General features: G+C 68.2%; 26 protein-coding genes and 1 tRNA gene. 8 read left to right on the plus strand and 19 right to left on the minus strand.

The genetic code is table 11. The annotated features are described in order from the left end of the window. Window positions 1-121: 121 nt before the first annotated feature. Complete coding sequence (locus tag MHN80_RS12020; RefSeq protein WP_239401908.1) at window positions 122-1,327, minus strand: hypothetical protein; 1,206 nt, start codon at window positions 1,325-1,327, stop codon at window positions 122-124. Between the two features lie 44 nt (window positions 1,328-1,371). Beyond that, window positions 1,372-2,253: a hypothetical protein gene (locus tag MHN80_RS12025; protein ID WP_374206349.1), complete on the minus strand. Its 882-nt coding sequence runs from the start codon at window positions 2,251-2,253 to the stop codon at window positions 1,372-1,374. A gap of 217 nt (window positions 2,254-2,470) precedes the next feature. On the opposite strand from MHN80_RS12025, the gene MHN80_RS12030 reads away from it, so the two are divergent. From MHN80_RS12030 to MHN80_RS12045, 4 genes are all read left to right on the plus strand, one after another. Beyond that, window positions 2,471-3,052 (plus strand): hypothetical protein, encoded by a 582-nt coding sequence (locus MHN80_RS12030; RefSeq protein ID WP_239401912.1) that lies wholly within the window; start codon window positions 2,471-2,473, stop codon window positions 3,050-3,052. A gap of 47 nt (window positions 3,053-3,099) precedes the next feature. Then, window positions 3,100-3,951, plus strand: coding sequence for a triacylglycerol lipase (locus tag MHN80_RS12035; RefSeq protein WP_239401914.1), 852 nt, complete (start codon window positions 3,100-3,102; stop codon window positions 3,949-3,951). Window positions 3,952-4,051: 100 nt separating this feature from the next. Continuing rightward, a tRNA-Thr gene (locus MHN80_RS12040) sits at window positions 4,052-4,127 on the plus strand. 275 nt (window positions 4,128-4,402) lie between these two features. Beyond that, window positions 4,403-5,452, plus strand: coding sequence for an MSCRAMM family adhesin SdrC (locus MHN80_RS12045; protein WP_239401916.1), 1,050 nt, complete (start codon window positions 4,403-4,405; stop codon window positions 5,450-5,452). A gap of 13 nt (window positions 5,453-5,465) precedes the next feature. Here the strand turns inward: MHN80_RS12045 and MHN80_RS12050 are convergent, their stop codons facing one another. Beyond that, window positions 5,466-6,194 carry a phytanoyl-CoA dioxygenase family protein gene (locus tag MHN80_RS12050; RefSeq protein ID WP_239401918.1) on the minus strand — a complete coding sequence of 243 codons (729 nt, stop codon included), beginning with the start codon at window positions 6,192-6,194 and terminating at the stop codon, window positions 5,466-5,468. Between the two features lie 147 nt (window positions 6,195-6,341). Continuing rightward, the gene (locus MHN80_RS12055) at window positions 6,342-6,902 is read right to left on the minus strand and encodes a TetR/AcrR family transcriptional regulator (RefSeq protein WP_239401920.1); all 561 of its coding nucleotides are present in this window, start codon (window positions 6,900-6,902) and stop codon (window positions 6,342-6,344) included. Between the two features lie 153 nt (window positions 6,903-7,055). Between MHN80_RS12055 and MHN80_RS12060 the strand changes: the two genes are divergently transcribed. Next, window positions 7,056-7,898, plus strand: coding sequence for an alpha/beta fold hydrolase (locus MHN80_RS12060; RefSeq protein ID WP_101820987.1), 843 nt, complete (start codon window positions 7,056-7,058; stop codon window positions 7,896-7,898). A gap of 94 nt (window positions 7,899-7,992) precedes the next feature. On the opposite strand, the gene MHN80_RS12065 is transcribed toward MHN80_RS12060, so the two are convergent. The 4 genes from MHN80_RS12065 to MHN80_RS12080 all read right to left on the minus strand — a co-directional run bounded on the left by MHN80_RS12065 (window position 7,993) and on the right by MHN80_RS12080 (window position 10,562). Next, entirely contained in the window at window positions 7,993-8,172 is a 180-nt protein-coding gene (locus MHN80_RS12065; protein ID WP_101821046.1) for a hypothetical protein, read from the minus strand. Window positions 8,173-8,273: 101 nt separating this feature from the next. Then, entirely contained in the window at window positions 8,274-8,798 is a 525-nt protein-coding gene (locus MHN80_RS12070) for an SRPBCC family protein (RefSeq protein ID WP_101820988.1), read from the minus strand. Beyond that, window positions 8,795-9,235 (minus strand): helix-turn-helix transcriptional regulator, encoded by a 441-nt coding sequence (locus tag MHN80_RS12075; RefSeq protein WP_239401922.1) that lies wholly within the window; start codon window positions 9,233-9,235, stop codon window positions 8,795-8,797. The genes MHN80_RS12070 and MHN80_RS12075 overlap by 4 nt, the downstream gene beginning before the upstream one ends. 40 nt (window positions 9,236-9,275) lie before the next feature. After that, window positions 9,276-10,562, minus strand: a complete 1,287-nt coding sequence (locus MHN80_RS12080; protein ID WP_239401924.1) for a DNA polymerase III subunit delta' — start codon at window positions 10,560-10,562, stop codon at window positions 9,276-9,278. Window positions 10,563-10,734: 172 nt separating this feature from the next. On the opposite strand from MHN80_RS12080, the gene MHN80_RS12085 reads away from it, so the two are divergent. Continuing rightward, window positions 10,735-12,195: an adenylate/guanylate cyclase domain-containing protein gene (locus tag MHN80_RS12085; RefSeq protein WP_101821047.1), complete on the plus strand. Its 1,461-nt coding sequence runs from the start codon at window positions 10,735-10,737 to the stop codon at window positions 12,193-12,195. 15 nt (window positions 12,196-12,210) lie between these two features. On the opposite strand, the gene topA is transcribed toward MHN80_RS12085, so the two are convergent. The 3 genes from topA to MHN80_RS12100 all read right to left on the minus strand — a co-directional run bounded on the left by topA (window position 12,211) and on the right by MHN80_RS12100 (window position 16,487). Further along, window positions 12,211-15,309, minus strand: a complete 3,099-nt coding sequence (topA, locus tag MHN80_RS12090) for a type I DNA topoisomerase (RefSeq protein ID WP_239401926.1) — start codon at window positions 15,307-15,309, stop codon at window positions 12,211-12,213. A 185-nt stretch (window positions 15,310-15,494) separates the two neighbouring features. Continuing rightward, window positions 15,495-16,079, minus strand: coding sequence for a hypothetical protein (locus MHN80_RS12095; RefSeq protein WP_004022111.1), 585 nt, complete (start codon window positions 16,077-16,079; stop codon window positions 15,495-15,497). Between the two features lie 204 nt (window positions 16,080-16,283). Beyond that, the gene (locus MHN80_RS12100) at window positions 16,284-16,487 is read right to left on the minus strand and encodes a cold-shock protein (RefSeq protein ID WP_004022110.1); all 204 of its coding nucleotides are present in this window, start codon (window positions 16,485-16,487) and stop codon (window positions 16,284-16,286) included. Window positions 16,488-16,825: 338 nt separating this feature from the next. On the opposite strand from MHN80_RS12100, the gene MHN80_RS12105 reads away from it, so the two are divergent. Together MHN80_RS12105 and MHN80_RS12110 are read left to right on the plus strand one after the other, a co-directional pair. Continuing rightward, window positions 16,826-19,153 carry a DEAD/DEAH box helicase gene (locus MHN80_RS12105; protein ID WP_239401928.1) on the plus strand — a complete coding sequence of 776 codons (2,328 nt, stop codon included), beginning with the start codon at window positions 16,826-16,828 and terminating at the stop codon, window positions 19,151-19,153. Beyond that, window positions 19,146-19,697, plus strand: a complete 552-nt coding sequence (locus MHN80_RS12110; protein WP_004022108.1) for a hypothetical protein — start codon at window positions 19,146-19,148, stop codon at window positions 19,695-19,697. The genes MHN80_RS12105 and MHN80_RS12110 overlap by 8 nt, the downstream gene beginning before the upstream one ends. 16 nt (window positions 19,698-19,713) lie before the next feature. On the opposite strand, the gene MHN80_RS12115 is transcribed toward MHN80_RS12110, so the two are convergent. From MHN80_RS12115 to ssd, 8 genes are all read right to left on the minus strand, one after another. Further along, window positions 19,714-20,085, minus strand: a complete 372-nt coding sequence (locus MHN80_RS12115; protein ID WP_239401930.1) for an Rv3654c family TadE-like protein — start codon at window positions 20,083-20,085, stop codon at window positions 19,714-19,716. After that, window positions 20,082-20,426, minus strand: coding sequence for a TadE family type IV pilus minor pilin (locus MHN80_RS12120; protein WP_239402178.1), 345 nt, complete (start codon window positions 20,424-20,426; stop codon window positions 20,082-20,084). The genes MHN80_RS12115 and MHN80_RS12120 overlap by 4 nt, the downstream gene beginning before the upstream one ends. A 47-nt stretch (window positions 20,427-20,473) precedes the next feature. Further along, window positions 20,474-20,725 carry a DUF4244 domain-containing protein gene (locus tag MHN80_RS12125; RefSeq protein WP_033204594.1) on the minus strand — a complete coding sequence of 84 codons (252 nt, stop codon included), beginning with the start codon at window positions 20,723-20,725 and terminating at the stop codon, window positions 20,474-20,476. Window positions 20,726-20,872: 147 nt separating this feature from the next. Next, window positions 20,873-21,247 (minus strand): VOC family protein, encoded by a 375-nt coding sequence (locus MHN80_RS12130; protein WP_239401932.1) that lies wholly within the window; start codon window positions 21,245-21,247, stop codon window positions 20,873-20,875. A gap of 33 nt (window positions 21,248-21,280) precedes the next feature. Continuing rightward, on the minus strand, window positions 21,281-21,889 hold the full coding sequence (locus MHN80_RS12135) for a type II secretion system F family protein (RefSeq protein ID WP_033204595.1): 609 nt from the start codon (window positions 21,887-21,889) through the stop codon (window positions 21,281-21,283). An 11-nt stretch (window positions 21,890-21,900) separates the two neighbouring features. Beyond that, window positions 21,901-22,740, minus strand: coding sequence for a type II secretion system F family protein (locus MHN80_RS12140; protein ID WP_239401934.1), 840 nt, complete (start codon window positions 22,738-22,740; stop codon window positions 21,901-21,903). Then, window positions 22,740-23,948 carry a TadA family conjugal transfer-associated ATPase gene (locus tag MHN80_RS12145; RefSeq protein WP_239401936.1) on the minus strand — a complete coding sequence of 403 codons (1,209 nt, stop codon included), beginning with the start codon at window positions 23,946-23,948 and terminating at the stop codon, window positions 22,740-22,742. Before MHN80_RS12145 ends, MHN80_RS12140 begins: the two co-directional genes overlap by 1 nt. Next, complete coding sequence (gene ssd / locus MHN80_RS12150; RefSeq protein ID WP_239401938.1) at window positions 23,945-25,006, minus strand: septum site-determining protein Ssd; 1,062 nt, start codon at window positions 25,004-25,006, stop codon at window positions 23,945-23,947. The genes MHN80_RS12145 and ssd overlap by 4 nt, the downstream gene beginning before the upstream one ends. Window positions 25,007-25,842: the final 836 nt, after the last annotated feature.

Raw genomic sequence — 25,842 nt, forward strand, 5'->3', positions numbered from 1 at the left:
TGAGGCGCGGCAGGGGCGACGCTTCGCTACGTCCAATTCCAATGAATAGACTCGCGGCCACCACGATCGAGGCGACCGCTACACACAGAACTCGTCTCATCTGATCATCTCTCCACTTCAACTATGAACGGCCCGCTGGCGCGCCGGCATTCTCGGTCGGCCAAAGGATCTCGCTTCCAGAGATCGCGCCCTTCAAGCTGTCCGACTGTGCGCGGGTCCAGTTACGAACTGAGCTCTCGACGTGTGGTCCGAACACAGCATACGGCGAGCGTGCCTGCGCACCAGACCATTTGAAGGTTGAGGCGCCGAGTTCCACATCGACGTCGCCGCGGCTGTTTACGACGTAATCCACAGCGGGCAGCCCCGAACGCCGGGCCTGCTCAGCAGTGAGGTGGAACTCGAACTGGTTCGAACCTGATTCGGGTAACGCGTGCCGCGGGCCTTGCTGACGCCATGGCTCATTCGGGTCGGCGCCCGGATCACCCGCGCCGAGTGCGTACGCCAGCGCCCCTCCTGCGGTGCCACCCAGCACTGCACCTACAGTCGCGCCCGCCGCACCTACGCCCGCCGCGCCAATTGCGGCTCCCGCGGCAGTCCCGATCAGGGCACCCGGCACCGTGTTGGCACCGAACGACGTTGTGTAGCCAACGATCGCGCCCGCCACCGTGCCGATCGGCGCACCGACCACCGCCCCCACAACCGCCGACGGAATACCAAGCGCGACGGCACCAGCGGTACCACCGGCCATCACACCGATGATCGTCGCAGCGGCACGACGAGTCGCCTCGTCCTCCGGCACACCAGCAGAGATCAGACCCTGCGCAATCTTGGCCTCGCCATACGCCGACCACGCATTGATCGAGTTCACATCCCGCTTCGACATGCCCTGCGGGATGTCGGTGACGAAGTTGCCCACACGAATCTTCTCCGGCGGCGGCGCAATCGGCCGAACCGGCGGCGCAACCCGCGGAGCCACCCGATTGTTGATCAACGGCGTGTACGGCTCGTCATACGAATAAGACCCCGGCGCGGTGTACGCCTGATACGGCGCCTCCACCGGCGGACCCGGAATACTGCCCGGACCCGGAACCACGATCGGCTCGACAGTCGCCTCAGCCCCGGCACCACCATCCGGGGACACATCACCAGGACTCGTGCCGCCCTGACCGGGAGCCGAATCACCCGGACTGGTCCCACCCTGCTCCGGCACCGCAAACGCCGCCCCCGCGCCCGCGGTGATCGACACCGCGACCACCGCCGACGTCACCGACAGCAATGGACCACTCGGCACACGACGCTTCCGATGCCGACCCCGACCATGATTCATTACTCGACTACCTCTCTGGTACGCCCGCGGTGGCGGGCAGAAACTCACTCAACGGATCGAATGGATTGGATGTAGGACTTGCCGCCGGTGGTCGTGGTGCGGATGACCTGCCGGTAGGTGATGGGCGCCGCGTCGGGCTGCAGTTCGGTCAGCACCACCGAGTACTCGCCGGGTCCGCGGTCGGAGACTGTCAAGCAGTGCCGGGTCCCGAGCGGTCGCTGGTTGATGTACTGCTGCATGACGTACTCAGAGGCCACCGCGCCCGGAGCTGCGACCGCGCGTGCCGCCCTCGCCGAACGCAGGACGTAATACGCGTGGTTGAACGCACGGATCGCCCCGGCGCCCGACTCCTGATTGCCGGCGTCGTCACCGTCGGACACCGTGGTTCCGGCACCCACCGGGCGCTGGGTACACGCGGGCTCCCGGACCACGGGCGATGTGGACGCTCCCAACCCGGCAGACGTGGCATCGCTGCTCGACGTCGATGCCGTCGTCGCCTCGGGTCCGTCACCGCGGGTCAGTACTACACCCAATACTGTGGCCACAATCACAAGAATCGCTGCTGCCGCACCGGCGATTCGCGGTGGCGAACCGACACGTGGGGACTTCTCGTCGCGCCCAGCCGATCCGGTCTTCCGCTTGGCTCGCACCGACTTCTCGGCCTCGGCCAGGAACACGTCGAGCTCCGAGGGGACGCGTGGCGTGATGACTTCCGGTCCGGCGACCACCGGCCTGCTCGGCGGCGCGACAACCTCCATCGGCCGCTCGAGGACGGCCACCCCGGGCGACTGCGCAGATGCGTGAGCTGGGCCGACGGAACGGTGTCGGGCCAGGTGAGCGGCCAGATCGGAGGCGGGTGTCGCATCGATGCCAGGCCACGGCGGGACGTCGGGAAACCACAGAGCAGGAGCGCGCGGCGGCACCAAAGATCCCTCCCCCCGGCCGGTGATCGTGTCGTCGTGAAGTTGCGCTCAACGACAGCACGACGCAGGGGGTCCCCCGAATACGTCGGCAGTGCCGTCGCTGACCTCGGGCCACCCTACAACAGCTCTCAGGGACCTCTCAGCTGTCATCCACAGGGGTGACACGGGCGCCTGACCACGGGTCCTGCACCGAAACGCCCCGCTCGCTAGGGTCGCGACTGTGCTTCTCACGGCCGCAGTTGCTCGCGGGGTCGCCGACGGAACAGTCGACCTCGCCTTCCGGCGATGGGGTGATCCGCGCATACATCCGGGCTCGAGCTTCATCGCGCTGACGCACGTGATCGAGGTGACGTCGATGCAGCGCGTCGACCCCGAGCGGATCACGGACGACGAAGCACGTCGCGCGGGATACGACGCTGCCGACGCCGTCCGGGCCGCCCTGTGCGTCAACGTCCAGAACCCGACGTACCGGATCGGATTGCGGTGTATCGGCGAGGACCCGCGGATCGCCCTGCGCGCCGATGACAACTTGTCCGACGACGATGTGGACGAGATCCGGACCCGCCTCGATCGCATGGACGCACGGTCCACGCGCGGACCGTGGACGCGCGAAGTGCTCGACGTCATCGCCCGCCGCCCAGGGGTGGTGTCGACCGACCTCGCGGCCGAACTCGGTCGGGAGAGAGCGGGATTGAAGCAGGACATCACCAAGCTCAAGAAGCTCGGACTGACCGACAGCCTCGTCGTCGGTTACGAATTGTCACCGCGTGGCGTCGAGTTCCGCCGTCGCGACGCCCAGTAGAGGCGAAACGCCGTGCCCCTACCGTCCGGTCGGCCACAATCCTCTGCATGGACCGCATCCGAGCCGGAGTCACGTCAGCGTTCGTCGCGGTGGTGGCCGCAGTTCTGTGCCTCGCCGCGGGCACCGCGCACGCCGCCCCGTTCCCGGTCACGACCGACGCGGCGACCGCCATCGCCTCTCGGTATCTGAGCCCGGCGTCGGAGTCGCCTCCCGGCGCCAATCGCTTCGACTGCCGTGACCGTGACGGACGCAACCCCGTCGTGCTGCTGCACGCGACGGCCATGAACCAGAGCGCCAACTGGGCGTACGTCGCGCCCACGCTGGCGAACGCGGGATATTGCGTGTTCAGCCTGACCTACGGCCAGGCCAGTTGGAGTGGCAACACCGGCGGGCTGGGGAACAAGGAGCAGTCCGCCCGCACGGTCTCGGACTTCGTCGGGCGGGTCCTCAGCGCCACGGGCACAAAGCAGATCGACTTCGTCGGTCACAGCCAGGGCGGCGCGATCGCCCAGCTTGTCACCCAGATACCCGGACGCGCGGCACAGGTGGGCACGATCGTCGGACTATCCGCGTCCAACCGCGGCTACTCGCGCGTCGGCTCCCTCACCGATCGGCTGCCGGCTCGGGCACCCGGACAGAGCTATTGGGGTCCCAGGCATCCCTCGATCGAGTACGTCAATCTCGCGACGCGATACGACGAGATCTCGACGCCGTACCCGGTCACCTTGATGCCGCCCGGGCCAAACATCACCAATACGCTGGTCCAGGATGTGTGCCCGGCGTCGAGGATCGGTCATGTCGGGATGGCCTACTCCCCGACCGTCGGGGCGCTGGTCCGCAACGCGCTCGACCCGGATCACCGGGTGCCCGTCGTCTGCGGCTCGGACTTCCCGGGCTGACCGACATTCACTTCGACGGAAGCTCCACCTGCGTCGACGACCCGGGTTTTGCTCGTTCTCCCACCCTCGCTAGACTCGTCTGCGCTGCCTCGCGTAGCACGCCGCCCTAGCTCAGTCGGTAGAGCAATTCACTCGTAATGAATAGGTCAGGGGTTCGATTCCCCTGGGCGGCTCCATCTCGTCTCGACCCGGTTGCGCCGCATGGCGCAGCCACTCCTCGCCCCCTCCGGGCAGCACAATCGCGCAGATGTCCCGATTTGCGTCATTCAGACGACACCATGCCACCCGTGCGTCGTCTACTATCTGATCGACAAAAGAGGGGGCCTCAGGGGTGGCATCACATCGGCGCGGCACGCACCGCGCCGTCGACAACGACGGCGGCGGTCCTCTTCGACGACCCCCGGGTGTCGCCGGCACCTCCCTCACTCTCGCCGCACTTTCGCTTTTCACGGTGATCCCGACGGCAGTCGCGTCGATCAACGCCACCACCCTGGTCCACGCCCTCGCCGCACCCGCCACTGTCCAGGTCGCTGCGCAGCAACTCACCACCCTGCTCGGCCCGAACCCGGCCCCGCCGTCCGTCGTCGTGAACACCACGCCGCACACGCCTGCCGTATCGCTGCCGACCGACCCCGGGGCGGCCATCGCGCGCGAACTGCCCGTCGCCGGCGCGCCTCGGATACTGGTCATCGACCACCCGCAGTCAGTCGGTCCGATCATCGCCAGCGGCCCCATGACCCGCACCGTGTTGTCGACGGAGCTCGACGACGAGACCAAAGAGCGTGCGGTGCAACAGAACTTGGCGGTGATGACCGTCATCGCCGGACTGGACGCGAACAGCCCGTTCGTCGTCTACACCGGCGACCCCCAGGCCTCCGGCGGCCCGGGCGAGACCGACGGCAACACCAGCCTGACGCCTCCACCTCCGACCGACACCGATGGACCGGTCATCGTCCTGGTGTCGGATCCGCGGGGGCCGTGGAGCATCCGGGTCTGGCTCGAGACCATCCCGCTCGTCTCCGCGCTCCTGAAGTCACTGGGTCGAGACAGCGGTACCCCGCGAACCGACTCGCCTGTCGAGACGCCACGCACCGATCCCGACCCCCGCGGCGAGTCGGGCACCACGGAACCGCCCCGCGGCCGGCCCATCGAGCCGAACACCGGGACTCGCGAGACCGAGACCTCCTCTGACGGGGGTTCCGATGTCGAGTCGCCTCGGGAAGAAGTGGAACCACGGCGGGTGGATCGAGAGACGGTGCACGACACCGATGTCGACAGCAGTGCGGACACGCCGACCGAGCGCGAGGACGGTGGCGCCGACCCCGATCCCGACTCGCAGTCGGGTGAGCAGGTCGACGACAGCCGGCCCGGTGAGTCCGGCGACCCGGGGTCGGGAGATCCGGCGGGTGGCAGCGGTTCGGGATCGGACCACGACTCCGACTCGAGTGACCGTTCCGATGGCGACAATTCCGGCAGCGAGTCGGCGGATTCCACCGCCTAGTCCATCGTCGGCCTCAGAACACGCACGCGAGTGGCCCGGCCGAGTCCGCCGACAACGGCGAGGCGAGCATCACCGGCCCCTGGGCCATGAATCGCGGTGTGGCGCCGCGATGTTCGTCGGCCGCGTGCACCGTGAACGGATGGACCACGTAGACGTCACCCGGGTTGCCGGTCGCGAAGGCAATCGGGCGGTCGCGGCTCGCCGCATCGACCGACGGGCCGACGTCGAACGGACTCTGCCCGTCGTCGGTGAGGACATCGACGGCATCGCGGTGCGATCCCAGCCGAATTCGGGTCGGCGCATCGGTCGGCCCGACCTCGGACAGCAGGGTCAGGATCAACACGGTATGGGGGCGTCGGCTCACCACCCATGACCCGTCCTCGCGCGGCGTGTTGGCGTCGATGTGCCAGCCACGGTCATCGACCGTCGGCGGCACCGGAAAGCGGACCGGGATGTTGCCCAGGGCGCCCCGGGGCGTCCACCCACCGACGCCGCAGATCGCGTCGAGCGCCTCGGTCAGCTCCGCGCTGTTGGCGAGCACTCCGAATGGGCCGGCGCCCACCATGTCCGACGCCCAGCGCACCGGTTCGGTCCAGCCCGCGGAGTCGTCCTCGGACAACCCCAGTTGCGCCCACAGACCCGCCCGCGCACGGTCTGCCGCGCTCCGCAATGACGGACGCTCGATCTTGACGAAGCCGTTCTCGACGAAGGTCTCGGCGATGGACGGGTTGGGGTCGGCCATCGTCGCAGCGTCGCATCGATCACGTCCCGGCGCGAGCGGTTTTCCCATCCGGCCCGGCCGTCATGAGCGAACGCCGTCGTTGTCACACCGACGAACGATGCACAGTCGACGAGAAACGACGCACGATCAACGGGAATCGACGCACGATCAACGCAGAGCTTGGTCGATCAGGATCTCGGCGGCGGCGCGCGCGTCGTCGGCAGCCCGGACCGAGCCGGCGATCGCCGCCGTGGTCTGCGCGCCCTCGGCGAGGATCGACAGCTGCGCGCCGAGGCCGTCGGGCGCGCCCAACTCGGCGACCAGGCCGGCGACATACTGTTGGAAGTCGGCCTTCTGGGCGCGAACCGCCGCGGCGACCGAGGGCATCTCGGCCCCGAGTTCGCCGTAGGCGTTGATGAACGCGCACCCGCGGAACTCGTCGGTGCCGAACCACTCGAGCAGGAAGTCGAACACCGCCAGCAACTTCTCTCGTGGCGACGACAAACCGTCGGCACATGCGGCGATCCCGGCGTTCCACTGCCGGGTGCGGTCCTCGAGCACGGCGAGGATCAGCGCCTCCTTCGAGGGGAACATCGAATAGATCTTCTTGAGCGACACCCCCGCGGCATCGCGAACCTTGTCCATCCCGACAGCGTGGACGCCGTGCGCGTTGAACAGCTGGTCAGCGGCACGGACCACCTGCTCTCGCGGGTCCACTGTGTCGGTCACCCGGAACTCCTCTTCAGCCTGTTCCCACGCAGGGGTTGCGCGGGGAACGATCGTTCTCTAGTGTAGCAATCACCGGCGAGAACGACCGTTCTCCCGCCCGCCGCACCGATCCCGATCTCGATCGGTCGCCTCAGCAGAGAGAAGTGATCGCAAATGGGCTACATCAAAGTCGGCACCGAGAACTCGACCGACATCGAGCTGTACTACGAAGATCACGGCGCAGGCCAGGCCGTCGTGCTGATCCACGGCTACCCGCTCGACGGCAACAGCTGGGAGCTGCAGGCGCGCGAGCTCATCGACGCCGGGTACCGCGTGATCACGTACGACCGTCGCGGATTCGGCAAATCCAGCAAGGTCGGCACCGGTTACCACTACGACACCTTCGCCGCGGACCTCGACGCCGTGCTGACCACGCTCGACCTCCGCGACGTCATCCTGGTCGGATTCTCCATGGGCACCGGCGAACTCGCCCGCTACGCCAAGAACCACGGCACGGACCGCATCGCGAAGTTCGCGTTCCTGGCCTCGCTCGAGCCGTTCCTGGTCAAGACCGACGACAACCCCGAAGGCGTCGACCGTTCCGTCTTCGAGGGCATCGCCGCGGCGGCCAAGGAGAACCGCTACGCCTGGTACACCCAGTTCTACAAGGACTTCTACAACCTCGACGACAATCTCGGCACCCGCATCACGCAGGAGGTCGTCGACGCGAACTGGAACACCGCCGTCAGCAGCGCACCGGTCGCCGCCTACGCGGTCGTCCCCACCTGGATCGAAGACTTCCGCGAAGATGTTGCCGCCGTTCGCGACTCGGGCAAGCCGACGCTGATCCTGCACGGCACCGCGGACAACATCCTGCCGATCGATGCCAGCGGACGGCGTTTCCACCAGGCCGTTCCGGACGCCGAGTACGTCGAGATCCCCGACGCCCCCCATGGCCTGCTCTGGACTCACGCCGCCGAGGTGAACGAGGCGCTGCTGGGGTTCGTTCAGAAGTGAGCGCCCCGGGGTGGGTTCAGCAGCGAGCACACCCTCAGTGAGCAGGACGGCCGCCGGATGGTTTCCCATCCGGCGGCCGTTTGGCGTCTGAGCCCTACCGGGGGTCGCCCTCGACGTGGGCCGCGCCCTCGGCGGTCTCGTCGGACGCGTCCGTGTCCTTGTTGTCGGCGAGGGGGTCGTAACCCGGCACACCCTCGAGCACCGTCAGTTCCTGATCGATGGCAGCCGAGACGGCCTTGGCATCTTCCTTGATCTTGCGGATGAAGTCCGACATCGTCTGCTCCTCGCTCATCGTCCGGTCGCGGCGCGACCATGAACTCATGATAGGTCCCGGCGCTCGTCGCCTTTCGGCGATCACGAACGAGCGCGACCCGATCAGTCCCGGAACATGGCCTCATACGACGACGCCAAGGCCGGGTAGTAGGCATCCCAGTCGACCTCGGCGACACTGCGGCCCCCCTCGGCTGCGACCAGACGATCGAGGTAGTACTCCCACCCTGGACCAACGTTCTCGGCCGAGTCCGGTCTCGGTAACCCCTGCGCAAAGGTGAGAGTGGTTGTCCCATCGGCTTCAATGAGATCGAGCTCCAGCCGCCAGACATCGCCGTCACCGTCGCCGCCGGGCGACTTCGACTCGACGACGAGCCGACGCGGCGGATCGCACTCCAGGATCGAGAACCGTTCGGACTCCACGTCGTCCCCTTCGGCGGTCATCCGGAAGTCGACGACACCGTCGGCCGGATCTCCCGCCCACGTGCCGATCCACCGCTCGAGCCGGGACGGTTCGGTGATCGCCGCCCACACCGCGTCGACAGGCGCGGTGAAGGTGCGCTCCAGCACGACGTGGGGCACACCGGCCCGGATCTCTCGACGGCCCGTGGCCGTGACGTCGGCGCTCATCCTGTCTCCTCGTGTCGCTTGATCGAATCTGTAAGTGTGGGAGCGGAATCGAGCGATTCGGCATCAGCCTCGGGTTGGCCGCGTTCGCGCACGGTGCGTCGCACCTCGAGGTCGAGCGCATCGAGATGGCGATCGTCGAATCTCGGCTCGACCACCTCCGAGCCCGCAACCTCCGAGTTCGCAACCTCCGAGTCCACGGCGTCGAGCCAGGCCCGAACCGGGGCAAGCGCACCAGGTGCGAGCTCGTAGTGTCGCTCGCGCCCCTGATCGACGACCGTCGTCATGCCGGCCTCACCCAGCACCCGGAGGTGTCGCGAGATCGCGGGCCGGCTGATCGGGTGGTCGGCCGCGAGGTCGACGACACGCGCCGGGCCTCGAGCGAGCCGCTCGATGAGGGCTCGACGCACCGGATCGGCGATCGCCTCGAACTCATCCACACCACATTGGTAACATACGAGTTACCAATGTGGGAAGTGCCTACGTTCGCATCGGACGCGCGAGCGCCAGCCCGATCCGCGCGACCATGTCGTCGACGGCGAACTTCGGCTTCACGTTCATGTCGAGGGCCTCACGGCAGGCGAGTACCGCCTCGACGCACTGCAGCAGCTGCTCGGGCCTGGCGTAGCCGGCGAGCGGGTTCGCGAGGTCGTCGGCCTTGTCCGGGTGCATCGCGGTGACCTGAGCACCCACGCCGACGACGAGCGCGTCCCGGAAAAGCGCGGCGAGGTCGACGAGCGCGCGGTCGAGGACGTCGCGTCCGACCCGGGTGGCCCGCGACTTCTGCCGCTTCTCCAGTTCTTTGAGCGCGCCGGCACTGCCGCGCGGCATCCGCGCAGTGCCCTTGCCGGTACCGCCCGCACCGAGAGCGGTCTTCATCTCCTCGGTCTCGGCCACGTCGAGTTCGGCACTGATCGCCTTGGCGGCCTCGTCGGCCGACCGGACCAGCTCCTCGGCTGCGGCGTACGCGGTCGAGTCCCGGGAGGCGGCACGCGCCAGCCCGAGCGCCTTCTCGCGCTGCGTACGGGCCTCCGGGTCGGTCGCCAGCCGGCGCGCGCGACCGATGTGACCGCCGCACACCGACGCCGCCCATCTCGCCTGCTCCGGGTCGAGGCCGTCCCGCTCGACGAGAACCCGCTCGATGTCTGCGGTCGTCGGCGTGACGAGCGCGACGTGCCGACAGCGCGACCGCAGGGTCACCGAGATGTCCTCGGGATCGACCGATGGCGCGCACAGCAGGAAGACCGTTCGTGACGGCGGCTCCTCGACGACCTTCAGCAGCGCATTCGCGGCCTGCTCGGTGAGTCGGTCGGCGTCCTCCACGATGACGATCTGCCAGCGTCCCGTCCCCGGCCGGCGGGCGGCGGCCTGGACGATGTCCCGCATGGCCCCCACGGCGAGACTCAACCCTTCCGGCACCACATGGCGGACGTCGGCGTGGGTCTTGGCCATCACGGTGACGCAGGCGCGGCACTCGCCGCAGCCGATGTTCGCGGCATCGGGCGATTGGCACTGGAGCGCCGCGGCGAAGCACTGCGCGGCCACCGACCGACCGCTGCCCGGCGGCCCGGTGAACAACCACGAATGGGTCATCGATGCCCGCGACCATCCCGCGTCGACGGCCGGGATCTCGTCGTCGGCGAGGAACAGGTCGGCCGAGGCCCCCGCGTCGAGCCTCGCCGCCAGAACCCGTGCGGCGCGCGCGGCCGCCCGCAGATCGTCGGCGATGGCCTCTTGCCCGGTCAGCCGATCGAAGACATTTGTCACAGCAACACCCTAATCCGCAGTTCGGACACGCCTGAGACACGGAACCGTGTTTAACGATTGCAAGCAGCCAGCTACCGTGGTCTCCGTGGTTCAACAACGGTCGCGGTGGTCAAAGGGCCTGCATCTGGCCCGATGGCTGATTCATACGCCGTGGCCGATTCTCGCGCTCGATATGTTGCGGGCGAATCTCGTCGGCGCGCTGTTCACCTTCGCGTTCCTGCGTTTCGGCATGCCGATCCAGGATTCGATCAGCCTCGACGAGATCACCGCGCTGAACCAGGTCATCTTCGCGGCCTACCTGCTGATCGCCATGGTGATCGGTGGCTTCGCCAGCATCCAGTTGTCCCTACCGGTACTCATCTGGCATCGGCGCCGCACCCGGCTCGACAACGAGGCCGCGCGACGCCGCGCACTCGCTCTGCCGATGCTGCTGACCGCGGTCAACGCCGCGCTGTGGGTGGTCGGCGGCACACTGTTCACACTGGTCAACCTGACCGTGTCGTCGAAGAACGCCTTCATCGTGGCCATCGCCAGCACGATCGGCGCGATGGTGACGTGTGCGCTGAGCTACATGCAGGCGGAGAAGGTCATGCGGCCGATCACCGTCGCGGCGATGGCCAACAATCCCGACAACGCGATCGCTCCCAGTGTCACCACCCGCATCACCGCTTTCTGGGTGATCAGCGTCGTGGCGCCGATGCTCGTGATCATCGGGATGATCGTGCTCCACCGGCTCGGGATCATCGAGGCCGACTCCACCGGCCTCGAACGGCCGATCCTGTGGATGGCCATCTCGGCACTGGCGTTCAGCGTCATCGCGATCGTGCGCGTCGTGGCCGCCATCAACGATCCGATCAAACAGCTGCGCCGCGCGCAGGCCAAGGTCAGCGAGAACGACCTCAACGTCGCGGTCAAGATCTACGACGGCAGCGACCTCGGCCTGCTGCAGGCCGGCTTCAACGACATGGTCGCCGATCTGCGCGAACGTCAGCAGCTCCGCAACCTGTTCGGTCGCTACGTCGGCGAGGACGTCGCCCGGCGCGCCATCGAGACCGGTACCGAGCTGGGCGGCGAGGAGCGCTATGTCGGCGTCCTGTTCGTCGACATCGTCGGCTCGACGCGACTGGCGGTCAATCGGCCACCGCGCGAGATCGTCGAGCTGCTCAACGAGTTCTTCCGGGTCGTCGTCGGCGTCGTCGGACGCCACGGCGGATTCGTCAACAAGTTCCAGGGCGACGCGGCGCTCGCGATCTTCGGGGCACCGCTCGACCTCGACGACTTCGCCGGCCGCGCGCTCGCCTCTGCGCGTGAGTTGCGGGCCGAGCTGTACGAGACCCTCGGTGACACCGACATCGGCATCGGGGTGTCGGCCGGCAAGGCCATCGCCGGTCACATCGGTGCCGAACAGCGACTCGAGTACACGGTCATCGGCGACCCCGTGAACGAGGCGGCCCGACTCACCGAACTCGCCAAAGACGAGCCCACACGCGTGCTCGGGTCCGCCCGCGCGGTGTTCTTGGCGTCGCACGAAGAGGCCGAGCACTGGGAGATCGGCGAGGGCGTCGAACTCCGCGGCCGCGGGATCGAGACGCTTCTCGCGCGCCCGCATCTCGAGCCGGACCGGTCGGCCTGAGCGACGGCCCGGGCGTCACTCGGCGTCCGGGGTCGCCTTCTTCGCAGCTGTCTTTTTCGCGGTGGTCTTCTTCGCGGTGGTCTTCTTCGCTGCCGTCTTCTTGGCGGTCGTCTTCTTCGCCGTGGTCTTTTTGGCCGCCGTCTTCTTCGCCGCCGTCTTCTTCGCCGCGGCCTTCTTGGCCGGAGCCTTCTTGGCCGCCTTCTTCGTGGCCTTCTTGGCGGGGCCGCGCGCGCGCCGATCGGCGAGCAGTTCCATCGCGCGTTCCGGCGTGATCGAGGCGACCTCGTCGCCCTTGCGCAGGCTCGCGTTGGTCTCGCCGTCGGTCACGTACGGTCCGAAGCGGCCGTCCTTGATGACCATCGGCTTGCCGCTGACCTCGTCGTCCTTGCCGAGTTCACGGAGCGGCGGTGCGGCGGCCTGCCGACCGCGGCGCTTGGGCTCGGAGTAGATCTTCAGCGCCTCGTCGAGGGTGATCTCGAACAGCTGCTCCTCGGAACCGAGCGACCGCGAGTCCGACCCCTTCTTGAGGTACGGACCGTACCGGCCGTTCTGCGCGGTGATCTCGTCGCCGGACTCCGGGTCGACGCCGACGACACGCGGCAGCGACAGGAGCTTCAGCGCATCGTCGAGCGTGACCGTCGAGATGTCCATCGTCTTGAACAGCGAGCCGGTGCGCGGCTTGGGACCGGCCTTCTTCGCAGCCTTCTTCGCGGTCTTCTTGGCCGCGGGCTTCGTCTTCGTCGCCGTGCCGCCGCCCGGCGCGTCGAGCGGGACGACGTCGCCGTCGGCGGAATCGGAACCGCCGGTGCCACCGCCGGCCCCGCCATCGCGCGGGGTCGGGCCCGCGGGGATGGTCGCCGGGGTGTCGCCGTCGTCGTCATCGTCGTCCGACGGCAGGATCTCGGTCACGTACGGACCGAACCGGCCTTCCTTGGCGACGATCTCGTGGCCCGTTGCCGGGTCCGTGCCCAGCGAGCGGCCCTCTTGCGGTGTGGCGAACAGCTTTTCGGCGATCGCGAGAGTCAGCTCGTCCGGTGTGATGTCGGCGGGCAGGTTGGCGCGCTGCAGATCCGGCTCGGCGTCGGGCGATGTCGCGACATTGCGCTCCAGGTACGGCCCGAATCGGCCGACCCGCACGTAGATCGGACGCCCTTCCTCGTCGTTGAACAGGCGGATCGAGTTGACCTGCCGGGCGTCGATCTCTTCGAGGTTGACGCCGACGAGCTTCTTGAGTCCGCCGTACTGCGCGATCGCCGAATGGGCGGAACGGTTCTCGCCGTCGGCACCCGGGTGGTCATCGCCGAAGTAGAACTCCGTCAACCACTTCGTCCGGTTCTCGTTGCCGGTCGCGATCTGGTCGAGGTCGTCCTCCAGGGTCGCGGTGAAGTCGTAGTCGACGAGGCTCTGGAAGTACGCCTCGAGCAGCCCGACGACCGCGAAGGCGATCCACGACGGCACGAGGGCATTGCCCTTCTTCACCACGTAGCCGCGGTCCTGGATGGTGCCGATGATCGAGGCGTAGGTCGATGGGCGGCCGATGCCGAGTTCCTCGAGCACCTTCACCAGCGAGGCCTCGGTGAAGCGTGCGGGCGGGTTGGTCGAGTGACCGTCCGCGGTCAGGTCGGTCGCCGTCAGCGACTGGCCCTCGGTCAGCTGCGGGAGCCGGTTCTCGGCGTCGTCGGCCTGGCCGCCGCTCTGCTCGTCCACCGTCTCGACATACGCCGACAGGAAGCCGGGGAAGGTGATCGTGCGGCCCGACGCGGCGAACGTCGCGCGCTCTCCGCTGGAGGCAATCCCCGCGATGCGCAGGCTCAGCGTGGTGCCCTTGGCATCGGCCATCTGCGAGGCGACGGTGCGCTGCCAGATCAGCTCGTAGAGGCGGAACTCGTCGGCCTCGAGCTGCCCGGCGACCTGGCCGGGGGTACGGAAGGTCTCGCCGGCGGGCCGGATCGCCTCGTGCGCCTCCTGAGCGTTCTTCACCTTGCGGGTGTACTGCCGGGGCGTCGGATGGACGAAGTTGTCGCCGTAGAGCTCGCGGGCCTGCGCGCGGGCGGCGTTGATCGCCGACTCGCTCAGGCTCGTCGAGTCGGTACGCATGTAGGTGATGAAGCCGTTCTCGTACAGGCGCTGCGCGATCCGCATCGTGCGGTCAGAGGTGAAGCGCAGCTTCCGGCCGGCCTCCTGCTGCAGCGTCGAGGTCATGAACGGCGCATACGGACGACGCGTGTAGGGCTTCTCCTCGACCGACGTCACGGTCATCGCCGCGCCCCGCAGACCGGCCGCCAGCCCCTCGGCGCGGTCGGCGTCGAGCACGATCACCCCGTCGGACTTCTTCAGCGCACCCGTGGACTCGAAGTCGCGGCCGGTGGCGACCCGGGCATCGTCGACGTTGACCAGCCGCGCCTTGAAGGTCTGGGGGTTGCCGACACCGGCATCTGCGTCGGCATCCATCGTCGCCGAGATGTCCCAGTACTCCGCTGACACGAACGCCATGCGCTCGCGTTCGCGCTCGACGATGATCCGCGTGGCCACCGATTGCACGCGGCCTGCCGACAGCTTCGGCATGACCTTCTTCCACAGCACCGGCGACACCTCGTAGCCGTACAGGCGGTCGAGGATGCGTCGGGTCTCCTGCGCGTCGACGAGGTCGATGTCGAGGTCACGCGGATTCTCCGCGGCCGCCCGGATGGCCGGTTCGGTGATCTCGTGGAACACCATGCGCTTGACCGGGATCTTCGGCTTGAGCGTCTCGAGGAGATGCCAGGCGATCGCCTCCCCCTCGCGGTCACCGTCGGTGGCGAGGTAGAGCTCGTCGACGTCCTTCATCAGGGACTTGAGTTCGCTGACGGTGGACTTCTTGTCGGGCGACACCACGTACAGCGGCTCGAAGTTCTCGTCGACGTTGACCCCGAGACGGGCCCACGGCTGACCCTTGTACTTGGCCGGCACGTCGGCGGCGCCGCGCGGGAGGTCGCGGATGTGCCCGCGGGAGGACTCCACCACATAGTTCGACCCGAGGTAGCCGGCGATCTTGCGGGCCTTGGTCGGCGACTCGACGATCACGAGGCGTCGGGTGGCCCCACTCGAGCGGGATGCGGTGCTGGTCTCTGCCACCGGGGCGTCCTTTGGTTGACTGGGTGGAGAACGTTCCTGCGTGTCAGTTCAGGTGTGTTCGATGGGTTTGTACCTTATGTATAGCGCCGTTTGCACATCTGAATTCCGCGCCGGACCCCAGCGAGCGACGGATCCGCCGGCACTTTGACACGTTCTACCAGTTCAGAGGCTCGAGTGTGGGATGGCTAATGCTCGTCCACCGGCGGCCAGTCCGCGACGGCCTCGGCGCAGGGCGGCACTCCGACGTACTCGTGCAGGCGCGACAGTCGCCGATGGCCGGCGATCCGCAGTGCCGGCGAATGCCCACGCGTACCGACCAGGGTGGGCGCGATGCCGACACGCATCAGCGCGGTGGCGAGCGCGGCGTGCGACTCCGGGGCGTGCGGATCCAAACCGAGCTGGTAGCGACCGTCGTCCAGGTGGCCTGCGGCGATCACCCACAGACGCAGTGCCCGGTAGCTCGGAACCCAGCCGGACGGCATCGCCTTCACCGCTCCCGCCGACCATGCCTTGTGCAGCGGGTCCAGTTCATGACAGGAGGCGGTGCGTGCCAGTGGAGTGCCCTCGTCCGACGCCGTCGACTCGGCGTCGAGTCCGGCCGCACGCATCTCGACGACGATCTGTTCGGCCCGCCAGCGGTCGGCCACCACGATCGAGACCCGCGTACCGGTTTCGGAGCGGACGGACTGTCCGTGCGCCGCGAGCAACCCCGCGAGATCGGCGTACGCGGGCTGTTCGGTCTCGGCAGAGAAAAACGACAACTGGCCCACGAGTCGAGACTAGTGGTGCGCCTCGGAAACCGGTGGGAGGTTTCCCAGGGAGCGATCGGTGATCGTCACGACGAAGGAGGAGGTATGGGAGCGCGGACAGAGGCGCATTGTGGGGCACGGACAACAAACCGCTCCCGCCTCGACGAATCGAAACGGGAGCGGTGGTTTGCCCCGACTGCGTGGTGCAGTCACACGCGGGTGTTCTCAGACGGCGCGGACGCCGGTGGCCTGCGGCCCCTTGGTGCCCTGTCCGACCTCGAACTCGACCCGCTGGTTCTCCTCGAGGGTGCGGAAACCGGATCCCTGGATCTCGGAATAGTGGACGAACACGTCGTCGGAACCCTCATCAGGCGCGATGAAGCCGAAGCCCTTTTCCGCGTTGAACCACTTCACAGTTCCCTGTGCCATTCTTGCAATCCTTTACATATCAACTGTCGCGACACGATGGGTCATCGTGTCGTGGCCGGTCGACCGCCATACCTCAAAGAGCCCCGCGAAGATCTGCATCGATCCGCCAAACTAACCTCAGTACCACGGCTGCAACATGCTTGTCGCCCACCGGGCGGTGGGTCGCGAAAGCTGCGGCCGGAACCAGTCAATCATGTTCGGCCCCCCAGCGATAGTCACACGAACCAAAGTGAGTCAAAACCTCGTCAAACTTCAGAGCAACGACATCAGCCGGTAACATCGCCGCAGGTCAGGAGACCTGAAGCCGCGACACTATTTCGAAGAGTTGTCACCAGAAGATGCAGTACTCCACATTCGGGACAGGACTACTGGCCCGGACCCTCGCGGGTTCCGACGCCGACCCCTCCCCCCTCACCCACCTGTCGGTAATCCCGTCGCGCTCAGCATCTTTCGTCGAGTGGCCGGAATGGGTGCCGCAACCGCTGATCGACGCCTACGCCGACAACGGCATCGAGAAGGTGTGGACTCATCAGGCGAGCGCGGCCGACGCCGCATTCCACGGAAATCATGTCGCTATTTGCACGGGTACCGCATCGGGCAAATCCCTGTCGTATCAAATGCCCATTCTCACTGCTTTGCTGAACGAAAAGAATGCGACCGCGCTATACCTCGCGCCGACAAAAGCACTCGGCGCCGACCAGATCCGGGCGGTGTCGTCGATCATCGCCGGACGACCGGAGTTCGGGCACCTGCAGCCGTGCGCATACGACGGCGACACCGACCCCGAGATCCGGCAGTGGGCGCGTGCGCATTCGCGCTGGATCTTCACCAACCCCGACATGCTGCACATCGGCATCCTGTCCCACCATCACCGGTGGCGACAGTTCTTCCGACATCTTCGATTCATCGTCGTCGACGAATGTCACCACTACCGTGGGGTGTTCGGCTCGCACACCGCGCTGGTGATGCGGCGGTTGCTGCGCATCGCGCGGGCCGCAGGCGCCGACCCGATCGTCATCGGGGCGAGTGCGACGGTCGCCGAGCCGGCGGAGGCGCTGGGAAGGCTGATCGGCGAGCCCGCGGTGGCGGTGACCGAGGACGGGTCTCCCCGCGGTGAGCGGACCGTCGCCCTCTGGGAGCCCGACTTCCTGCGGGTGGTCACCGGGGAGAACGGCGCACCGGTGCGCCGCTCGGCCGGGGCCGAATCCGCGCGACTGCTGGCCGATTTCGTGGTGGAGGGGGCTCGCACACTGTGCTTCGCGCGCAGCCGACGAGGCGTGGAGCTCACCGCGCTCAGTGCGCGACACCTGTTGTCGCAGAGCGCCCCCGAGCTCGAGTCCCGGATCGGGGCCTACCGCGCCGGTTATCTGGCCGACGACCGGCGCCGTCTCGAGAAGGCCATCTCCGACGGCGAACTGCTCGGCGTGGCCACCACCAACGCGCTCGAACTCGGCGTCGACATCAGCGGACTCGACGCCGTGATCGTCAGTGGATATCCCGGCACGGTCGCCTCGTTCTGGCAGCAGGCCGGACGGGCGGGACGCCAGCGCGAGTCCGGCGATTCGCTCGTCGTGCTCGTCGCGCGCGATGACCCACTCGACACCTACCTCGTGCACCACCCCGAGTCGCTGCTCGGCAAGCCCGTCGAGGCCACGGTCACCGACCCGGCCAATCCCTACATCCTGGGCCCGCACCTGTTGTGCGCTGCCATGGAGAAGCCGCTGTCGGACACAGAGATCGACGCCTGGAATGCACACGACGTGGCACACGACCTCGCCGCCGAGGGTCTGCTCCGCAAACGCAAGTCGGGCTGGTACGTCACCGCCGGGACCGAACCCCACGCCGACGTCGACATCCGCGGCGGCATCGGCGGTCAGGTCCTCATCGTCGACACCACGACGTCGCAACTGCTCGGCACGGTCGACACCGGCCGGGCCATGTCCACGGTGCACCCCGGCGCCGTCCACATCCACCAGGGCGAAAGCTATCTCGTCGACGAGCTCGACCTCGACGACGGTCTCGCGCTGACACACCCCGAGGACCCGGACTGGACGACGTCGGCGCGAGAGACGACCGACGTCACCGTGACCGCGACCCTCGCGAGCCGACGATTCGGTCCGCTGACGGTCGCGTTCGTCGAGGTCGACGTCACGCACCAGGTCGTGGGGTATCTGCGCACGTTGCGGACCGGCGAGGTGCTCGACGCCGTCGAACTCGACATGCCCGAACAGACACTCAGTACCCGCGCGGTGATGTACACCCTCACACCGGAGTCGCTCGCCGACGCCGGCATCGACGAGACCCGGCTCCCCGGCTCTCTCCACGCCGCCGAGCATGCGGCCATCGGTCTCCTTCCCCTGGTGGCCACCTGCGACCGCTGGGACATCGGTGGACTCTCCACCGACCTCCACCCGGACACCGGGCTGCCGACGGTCTTCGTCTACGACGGGTACATGGGCGGTGCCGGCTTCGCCGAACGGGGGCACTCGGCATTCCTGACCTGGATCGACGCCACCCGGGACGCGGTGGCCGGCTGCGGGTGCGAGAGCGGCTGCCCGTCCTGCGTCCAGAGCCCCAAGTGCGGCAACGGCAACGACCCGCTGGACAAGAATGGCGCAGTGGCCGTCCTGGATCTCCTCCGTCGGGAATACTTGGCCCATGCATGACGAGGCATCCGACCGGGGAACCCACACGTACCGTCAGGTCACCCGCCCCTCCCGTGCCTTCTTCCTGCTCGCCCGGCCGACGCAGAACACCGACCAGTTGCCGTCCTCCATCGGCGAACGCGACGTGTTCTTCTCCGAAGAGGAGGCACTCGACGCCCTGGACCTTCACTACGCCTGGTGCGCTGCCCGGTCCGGTGGGTTCACCGACGTCGTGACGACGGCGCAGTGGTACCTCCAGACGGCGATGGTCGGGCCACGGGTGACCGCGTCGCTCGGCGAGGTCTATCTGGCTTCCTCCGATGCCCAATCCGGCGAGATCTGGGCAGCAGCAGGAGGTTTCCTCACCGAGGGCGAGCTCATCCACTGGTCGTCGTTCGTTCGGGCTGCCCGGTCGTGGATTCCCTTGAACACCGGCACCGACGGCTTCGAACTCGCGTACCGCGGTGACACCGAGGTTCACTTTCACCAATTGTGGTTTGCCCCCATGCAATCCATCCGCGTGTACCCGAAGCAGATCGCCGTCGACTCGGACGGGCTCGGGTGAGTCCGCCCCGGCGGCGTCAGTCGATCGGCCCCGCCCGGGCCTGTGCGGTGGCGTGATTCGTCCCGAGGCTTCCGAGTTCGACCGGCACCCGTACCGTCACCACCACGTCATCGCCGTCGACACGACACCCGACCAGTTCTGCGCGGGGTCGTTGACGGCCGGCCAGGTCGTGCGCGGCCGCACACGGATTCACCTCGCCGGCGACGTGATCGATCGCCGCGGCCAGTGCCGACAGATCGGCCGCCGACTGCGCCCGGTGCCGGGCGAGCACCGCGCCCCCGACGTAGATCACCATCACGAGGACGGCGGCGAATGCCGCGATCGTGAATGCACCCAGTACCGTCGCGTGACCGTCATCGTCCACGACCAGTCCCCGGCCGGCCGTCATGGTCCGACCCCCGGCGCGAACACCACCTGATCCGCACCCGTCGGCTCCTTCGCCGCCACCGCCCGTGCCGACATCGTCAGACCCGGCAGCATCGCCACCTCCGACCTGACCTCGACGACGACATTCTCGTCCGAGGCCGAGATCGACACTCGTGCAGCGTCACCGACGAGCCGCCGGGCGGCCTCCCGCGCCGAGGAATCCCCCGCGGCGGACAGTCGCGCCACCTCTCGTGCCGCATCGGTACATCGGATCTGCGTGGTCACCGCGGCGATGGCGCCGACCGCGATCAGCACCGTGACGACAATCGCGGCGATCGCGTACGCGGCCTCGACGGTCACCATCCCCGATTCGTCGACGGCCAAGCGTCGCAATCGTTGTGACCCGATCATCAGCCGACCGAGGTGTTGAGCGCCTTCCCGATGATGCCGGTCAACGCGCTCACGATGTTGTCACCGGTGACGACCGTGTAGAGAATCGCACCGAACGCGGCCGCGGCAATGGTCCCGATTGCGTACTCCGCGGTCGACATCCCTTCCTCGTCGGTCATGAGCCGGGTCAGGTGCGCGCCGAGACGTTCGGTCACGGCGCCGGGGTCGTGCGCGGCGGGAGCGTCGTGAGTCCGGAAAATGGTGCGTGACATGGTCTCTCCTGAGAGTCGATGGAACCGCGGGCCGATCTGGTCCGAGCACTTGCGGTGTTGCAGGTACTTGGACGCGCCGAGCGCCGATTCGGATCCCTCGGATTTCGAGACCATGCCGAGCCCTGGCCGGACCCGGACGAGGGCTGCCTACGAGGTCGACCACACCCCGAGTTCGTTGCCGCTCGGATCCGTGAAATGGAACCGTCGGCCGCCGGGAAAAGCGTAGGGTCCGTTGACGATCTCGCCACCGGCGGCGCGAACCTGTTCCGCCGTGGCGTCCAGGTCGTCGGAGTAGAGCAGCACGAGCGGGCCACCGCGCACCGCAGCCGTCTCGCTCGTCGCGAGGCCACCGACCTCGGGCAGGTCGGGACCGCCCGGGTTCACGATCCCCGCGTACGCGGGCCCGTAGTCGTTGAACTGCCAGCCGAACGCCGACGAATAGAACGCCTGCGCCGCGACGGAGTCGGTGACGGTGAGTTCGATGTAGTCGATTGCGTGGTGTCGAGAACCTGAGTCGGTCATGGGTCCATTGTGCGTCCTCGCACCGACAGCGCGTCAGACCGAACCCAGAACCGTCGAGGCGAGGCCGACGACGACCGGAACGATACCGAGGCAGATGAATGCGGGTAGGAAGCACAATCCGAGCGGGCCGCTGATGGCGACCCCGGCCCGCTCGGCGGCGGCAAGGGCGTCGTCGTGGGCCCGGCGCCGCACGTCCTCGGCGAGTTCGGCGAGCCCGCCCGCGAGCGACGAGCCGGCCCGCGCCGAGCGACGAGCCATCGCGGCGAGCGCGTCGAGGTGGTCGTCGGAGGCCGCGCCGTTCGACCCGTCGATCAACGCCGACCACGCCGCGTCCGGATCGGCACCGAGCTGCAGCAGGTCGGCGACGTGAGCGAGGGGCCCGGCCATCGACGCCGGTGCGCGCTCGGCGACCACCGACGCCGCGGTCCCCACCGGGAGTCCGGCACGTAGGCACACGGCGAAGAGATCGAATGCCGACGCGACTGCGAACGGGTCGTCGGGAGCAGGTCCGGCACCCAGCCACCGTGGCGTGCGATCCGGGGGCGGGGGCGGCCCGGTCACCCGGCACAGCAACCACCGCGGCGCCGGCCAGAGCCACAACGCCACGGCCAACAGTGCCGCGGACCAGGCGGCGCCCGCCATCCCGCCGGGCATCACCGCGCCAGCACCTTCCCGGTGATGCGCTCCGACCAGCCGATCCCTGCGGCCACCAGGCCACACCCCACGACCAGCAGAACGCCGCCCAGACCGCCACCGAGGAGGACCTGGATCGGTCCCGCACCCGTCGCCTGCCCCAGCGCGATCCCGAGCAGCGGCAGACCGGCCAGAACCGCTGCCGTCGCGCGTGGCCCCGACAGTCCGGCCCGTGTTCGATCCGCGAAACCCCGCCGTGCCTGCAGGTCCGAGCGCACCGCGCCGAGGAGGTCGCCCATCGGCAGACCGCGGTCGTCGGCGATCTGCCACGCCACACCGATACGACGCCACGACTCGCCACCCGCCGAGGCGTCGTCCCCGGACGTCGAATCGAGCACCGAACCACCCAGTGCGGCACGGCAGGCCATCGCCTCCAGGCCGTCGGCGATCGCTGATCCGGAACCCCCGTCACCGGGATCACGACGGCGGAGTTCGGCGACCGCGACCTCGCAGGCCCGCACCGGTGGCGCGCCGACCGACAGTTCGGCGATCATCAGCGACAGCGCGAGGAGCAGGTCGTCCGACCGACGATCGCGCGATTTCTCGGCCAGTCGGCGGCGGCGCACCCAGAGCACGACCGTCACGATGATCGCGGCCGCGATGGCGGCGGGCAACCCGCCCATCAGGGAGACACCGAAGGGCACCGCCATCGGAGCCAGCACGACCGGGATGGATGACCGGCTGGGGTCCTCGCCTCCGCAGACAGCCAGGATTCGGTACGTCACCCGTGGCGGAGAAGTCATCAGTACCGCGACACCCGCAGCGGCCGACACCAGCGCGACGGCGACCGGAGTCGACATCACCGGCACTCCCCCGTAGCCGTCCCCCGGCCGGCGACCAGCGCGCCGAACTGCCGACGATCCGCGGTGAAACCGTTGTGGCGCAACCAGATCGGCACGATCATCACCCGCCCGGAGTCGTCCCGTCGGACGATCCCGATCTCGACGAGACCCCGTGTTCCACCCGCATTCCGTGCCACCCCGAGGACCACCTGCAACGCGGCACCCAGCTGACTGTGGAGGGCATCACGTCCCATACCTCCCAGCGCGGCAAGTGCTTCCATCCGCGCCGGCACCTCCGAGGTCGAGTTCGCGTGCACCGTACCGGCACTCCCGTCGTGACCGGTGTTCAGCGCCGTGAGCAGGTCGATGACCTCACTGCCTCGAACTTCGCCGACGATGATCCGGTCGGGTCTCATCCGAAGCGCCTGCCGGACGAGCGTCCGCACCGGGACCTCACCCACACCCTCGACATTCGATGCCCGCGCGACCAGCCGCACCACCTGCGGGTGGCGCGGGGCGAGCTCGAGGGCGTCCTCCACACACACCACCCGCTCGCGCGGATCCATGGCGCCGATCAGCGCGTTCAGCAGGGTCGTCTTCCCCGAGCCGGTGCCGCCGATCACCAGGAAGGCGAGCCGGTGACGCAGGATGTCGGCGATGACCGGCACCACCTCGGACGGGATCGCGCCGTTGTCGATCAGGCTCGGCAGGTCCTTGGACGCCGAACGCAGAACCCGCAGTGAGATGCACGTTCCGTCCGCAGCGAGTGGCGGAATGATCGCGTGGAGCCGCACGGTGTACCCGCGGCGTCCGACGTTCGACAACTGCCCGTCGACCCAGGGCTGGGCGTCGTCGAGGCGTCGTCCGGCCCCGAGTGCGAGCCGGCCCGCCAGTCGACGCACCGACCCCTCGTCCGGAAATCGGATCGACGTCGACTCGAGCCCGGAACCCCGATCCACCCACACCTCGTCCGGACCCGCCACCAGGATGTCGGCGATGTCGGGTTCGGCGAGGAGTTGCTCGAGCTTGCCCGCCCCGGTCAGTTCGGTCTGCAGGAATCGGAGCGCGGCGAGCAGGTCGGTGTCGCCGAGCACTCCCCCGGCCTCTGCCCGGATCGCGTCGGCGATGACGGCCGGACTCGGGTCGGCCGCGTCGGCGGCCAGACGCGAGCGCACCCGGTCCAACAGCGCTTCGTCGGCCTGCCCGTCCGTTCGTGCCCGCGTCATGATGCGAGCCGCCGTCGCTCGGCGACCCGCGAGTGCACCGTCGCGGCCGCGCGGCCGAGTGGGCTGCGAGGTCGCAGTCGCAACGGGCCACCTTCCAGCCGCACGGCCAGACGCGGGTCCGGGCGAAAGGCGGCGAGCAGTGGGAGTCCGATCGCGTCGGCGACCTGCTGTGGCCGTAGCCCGCCGGGCGAGGGTCCCCGCACGACGAGCTCGACGGCCACCTCGTCGCCGACGACACGGTCGACGATGCGTCGAGCGGCGGCGCATCCGCCGACGGTGGGAGTGGTCACCACCACCACGACGTCGGTGGATGCGATTGCGGCGCGCACCACGGGGTTGTCGGAGCGCGGCAGGTCGACCACGACAAGATCGCCGTGCGTCTGTCCCGCATCGATGACCGCGGTGACGGCCTCCACGCTCAACCCGGCGGCGGGCAGTCGCTGGGAGGTCAGCACCGCGAGACCGTCACGCGCACTCGGCAGCGCCTGGTGGAGGGCCGTACCGCCGACGACCCCACCGTCGAGCGCGAGATCCTGCCAACGCAGCCCTGGGCGGCGCTCGATGCCGAGCAGAAGGTCGGCACCTGCGCCCATGTCGTCGAGGTCGAGGAGAAGCGTGGGCGAGCCGGCGTCGGCCGACGTCAGCGCCACCGCGGCAGCCAGCGTCGATGCTCCGGCGCCGCCGTGTGCACCGATGACCGCGACGACGCCGGCCGGGCGGCGTCGAGGTACCCGACACTCGGTCAGCACGCGGACCAGGCGCCCCTCCTCGGCCGGCAGGGTCGACGCGTCCTCGGCACCCAGGTCCATCGCCATCCGCCAGGTGTGTGCCCCCGGCTCGGCAGCACTGACCAGCACGAGTCCAGGGCGACGGGGCGGGCGTATGCGGGACAGGACCGCGACCGCAGGCGGGTCCGCGACCACGGCCCGGGCCGTCAGCCACTCGCGTCGGCAGTCGTCGGCAGACCCGACGTGCACGAGGTAACCGGCCGCGGCGGCGCAGCGCGCGACGTCGTCGCGGAGGTCAGGGTCTACGAGAACCAGCAGTTCGTCGGGCATGCGGACGATCATGCGGCAGGCGGAGGACGCCGACCGGCCGGAACACCGCCGCCTGGGGATGGAGTCCGGGCCTGTGGACAACCGGGCGCGACCGCCGAAGTTCCGCGGTAGAAAAGACCCCAGACAGAGGACAACCCCGGCCAGGGGGGGAGGAGGCCGGGGTCGTCACGTTTCAGCCCCGGGGGGTCGGGCTGAAACGTACCGGTATGAGAACCGGGTACCGATGACTATACACACGGTTTCGGATTCTTTGCAAGCACAACAATCGCATTCGCGAATGTCCGTTCTACTCCTCGGTAACAAGTTCTGCGAAATGCATGCGCTTCCTGGCCGCTATCGAGGAAACGCCTTTTAGGGACGCGCGAATCTTCGCAACGTCATTGCAACGTCTACTCAGCGCGCCCAGCAGGCTCGCCACATTCCGCCTCGGGCCCCGAGACCTCGACGGGTCGTTCGGTTCGCCTGCGCCCCAAGCGATCTCACTGAATTCGGCAACTGGTCCAACATTCCGGCGCCGAACGCTTGATGTGATCGGCATCACGGTGTAGAACAGTGGTTACGGAAACTCGGAAGGCCAAGTTCGATCCGGAAGAGAAGGAACGGACCCCCACGCCGAGCACTTCCCAGCACGGGCGGCAAGCACCCACGCGGAGCACGCCGCATATGGCAAAAGTGTTGTGCGCCTGCGACATCACAGTCAGGACGACCGACCGCCACCACTCGATGCGCCACCGCCTTCCTCTCATGAGGCGCCAGGCCCGGGAGGAATGGCCCACAGCTGGCAGCACGTGGACGGTCCGCAATCCCGACTCGTGGTCAATCGCCGAGGCGGTAAC

It is taken from the genome of Gordonia sp. McavH-238-E (genome assembly GCF_022348225.1).
In the GTDB taxonomy this organism is placed as follows: domain Bacteria; phylum Actinomycetota; class Actinomycetes; order Mycobacteriales; family Mycobacteriaceae; genus Gordonia; species Gordonia terrae.

What these genes read in the sequence shown, in the direction of transcription:
- MHN80_RS12050 (WP_239401918.1), bottom strand. Translation starts at nt 6,194, where the DNA reads ATGGCCGACCCCAACCCGTCCATCGCCGAGACCTTCGTCGAGAACGGC.
- MHN80_RS12120 (WP_239402178.1), bottom strand. Translation starts at nt 20,426, where the DNA reads ATGGTGACCGTCGAGGCCGCGTACGCGATCGCCGCGATTGTCGTCACG.
- MHN80_RS12065 (WP_101821046.1), bottom strand. Translation starts at nt 8,172, where the DNA reads ATGTCGGACTTCATCCGCAAGATCAAGGAAGATGCCAAGGCCGTCTCG.
- MHN80_RS12020 (WP_239401908.1), bottom strand. Translation starts at nt 1,327, where the DNA reads ATGAATCATGGTCGGGGTCGGCATCGGAAGCGTCGTGTGCCGAGTGGT.
- MHN80_RS12035 (WP_239401914.1), top strand. Translation starts at nt 3,100, where the DNA reads ATGGACCGCATCCGAGCCGGAGTCACGTCAGCGTTCGTCGCGGTGGTG.
- MHN80_RS12115 (WP_239401930.1), bottom strand. Translation starts at nt 20,085, where the DNA reads ATGACGGCCGGCCGGGGACTGGTCGTGGACGATGACGGTCACGCGACG.
- MHN80_RS12125 (WP_033204594.1), bottom strand. Translation starts at nt 20,725, where the DNA reads ATGTCACGCACCATTTTCCGGACTCACGACGCTCCCGCCGCGCACGAC.
- MHN80_RS12130 (WP_239401932.1), bottom strand. Translation starts at nt 21,247, where the DNA reads ATGACCGACTCAGGTTCTCGACACCACGCAATCGACTACATCGAACTC.
- MHN80_RS12140 (WP_239401934.1), bottom strand. Translation starts at nt 22,740, where the DNA reads ATGTCGACTCCGGTCGCCGTCGCGCTGGTGTCGGCCGCTGCGGGTGTC.
- MHN80_RS12060 (WP_101820987.1), top strand. Translation starts at nt 7,056, where the DNA reads ATGGGCTACATCAAAGTCGGCACCGAGAACTCGACCGACATCGAGCTG.
- ssd (WP_239401938.1), bottom strand. Translation starts at nt 25,006, where the DNA reads ATGCCCGACGAACTGCTGGTTCTCGTAGACCCTGACCTCCGCGACGAC.
- MHN80_RS12135 (WP_033204595.1), bottom strand. Translation starts at nt 21,889, where the DNA reads ATGGCGGGCGCCGCCTGGTCCGCGGCACTGTTGGCCGTGGCGTTGTGG.
- MHN80_RS12105 (WP_239401928.1), top strand. Translation starts at nt 16,826, where the DNA reads ATGCAGTACTCCACATTCGGGACAGGACTACTGGCCCGGACCCTCGCG.
- MHN80_RS12085 (WP_101821047.1), top strand. Translation starts at nt 10,735, where the DNA reads ATGTTGCGGGCGAATCTCGTCGGCGCGCTGTTCACCTTCGCGTTCCTG.
- MHN80_RS12100 (WP_004022110.1), bottom strand. Translation starts at nt 16,487, where the DNA reads ATGGCACAGGGAACTGTGAAGTGGTTCAACGCGGAAAAGGGCTTCGGC.
- MHN80_RS12110 (WP_004022108.1), top strand. Translation starts at nt 19,146, where the DNA reads ATGCATGACGAGGCATCCGACCGGGGAACCCACACGTACCGTCAGGTC.
- MHN80_RS12070 (WP_101820988.1), bottom strand. Translation starts at nt 8,798, where the DNA reads ATGAGCGCCGACGTCACGGCCACGGGCCGTCGAGAGATCCGGGCCGGT.
- MHN80_RS12145 (WP_239401936.1), bottom strand. Translation starts at nt 23,948, where the DNA reads ATGACGCGGGCACGAACGGACGGGCAGGCCGACGAAGCGCTGTTGGAC.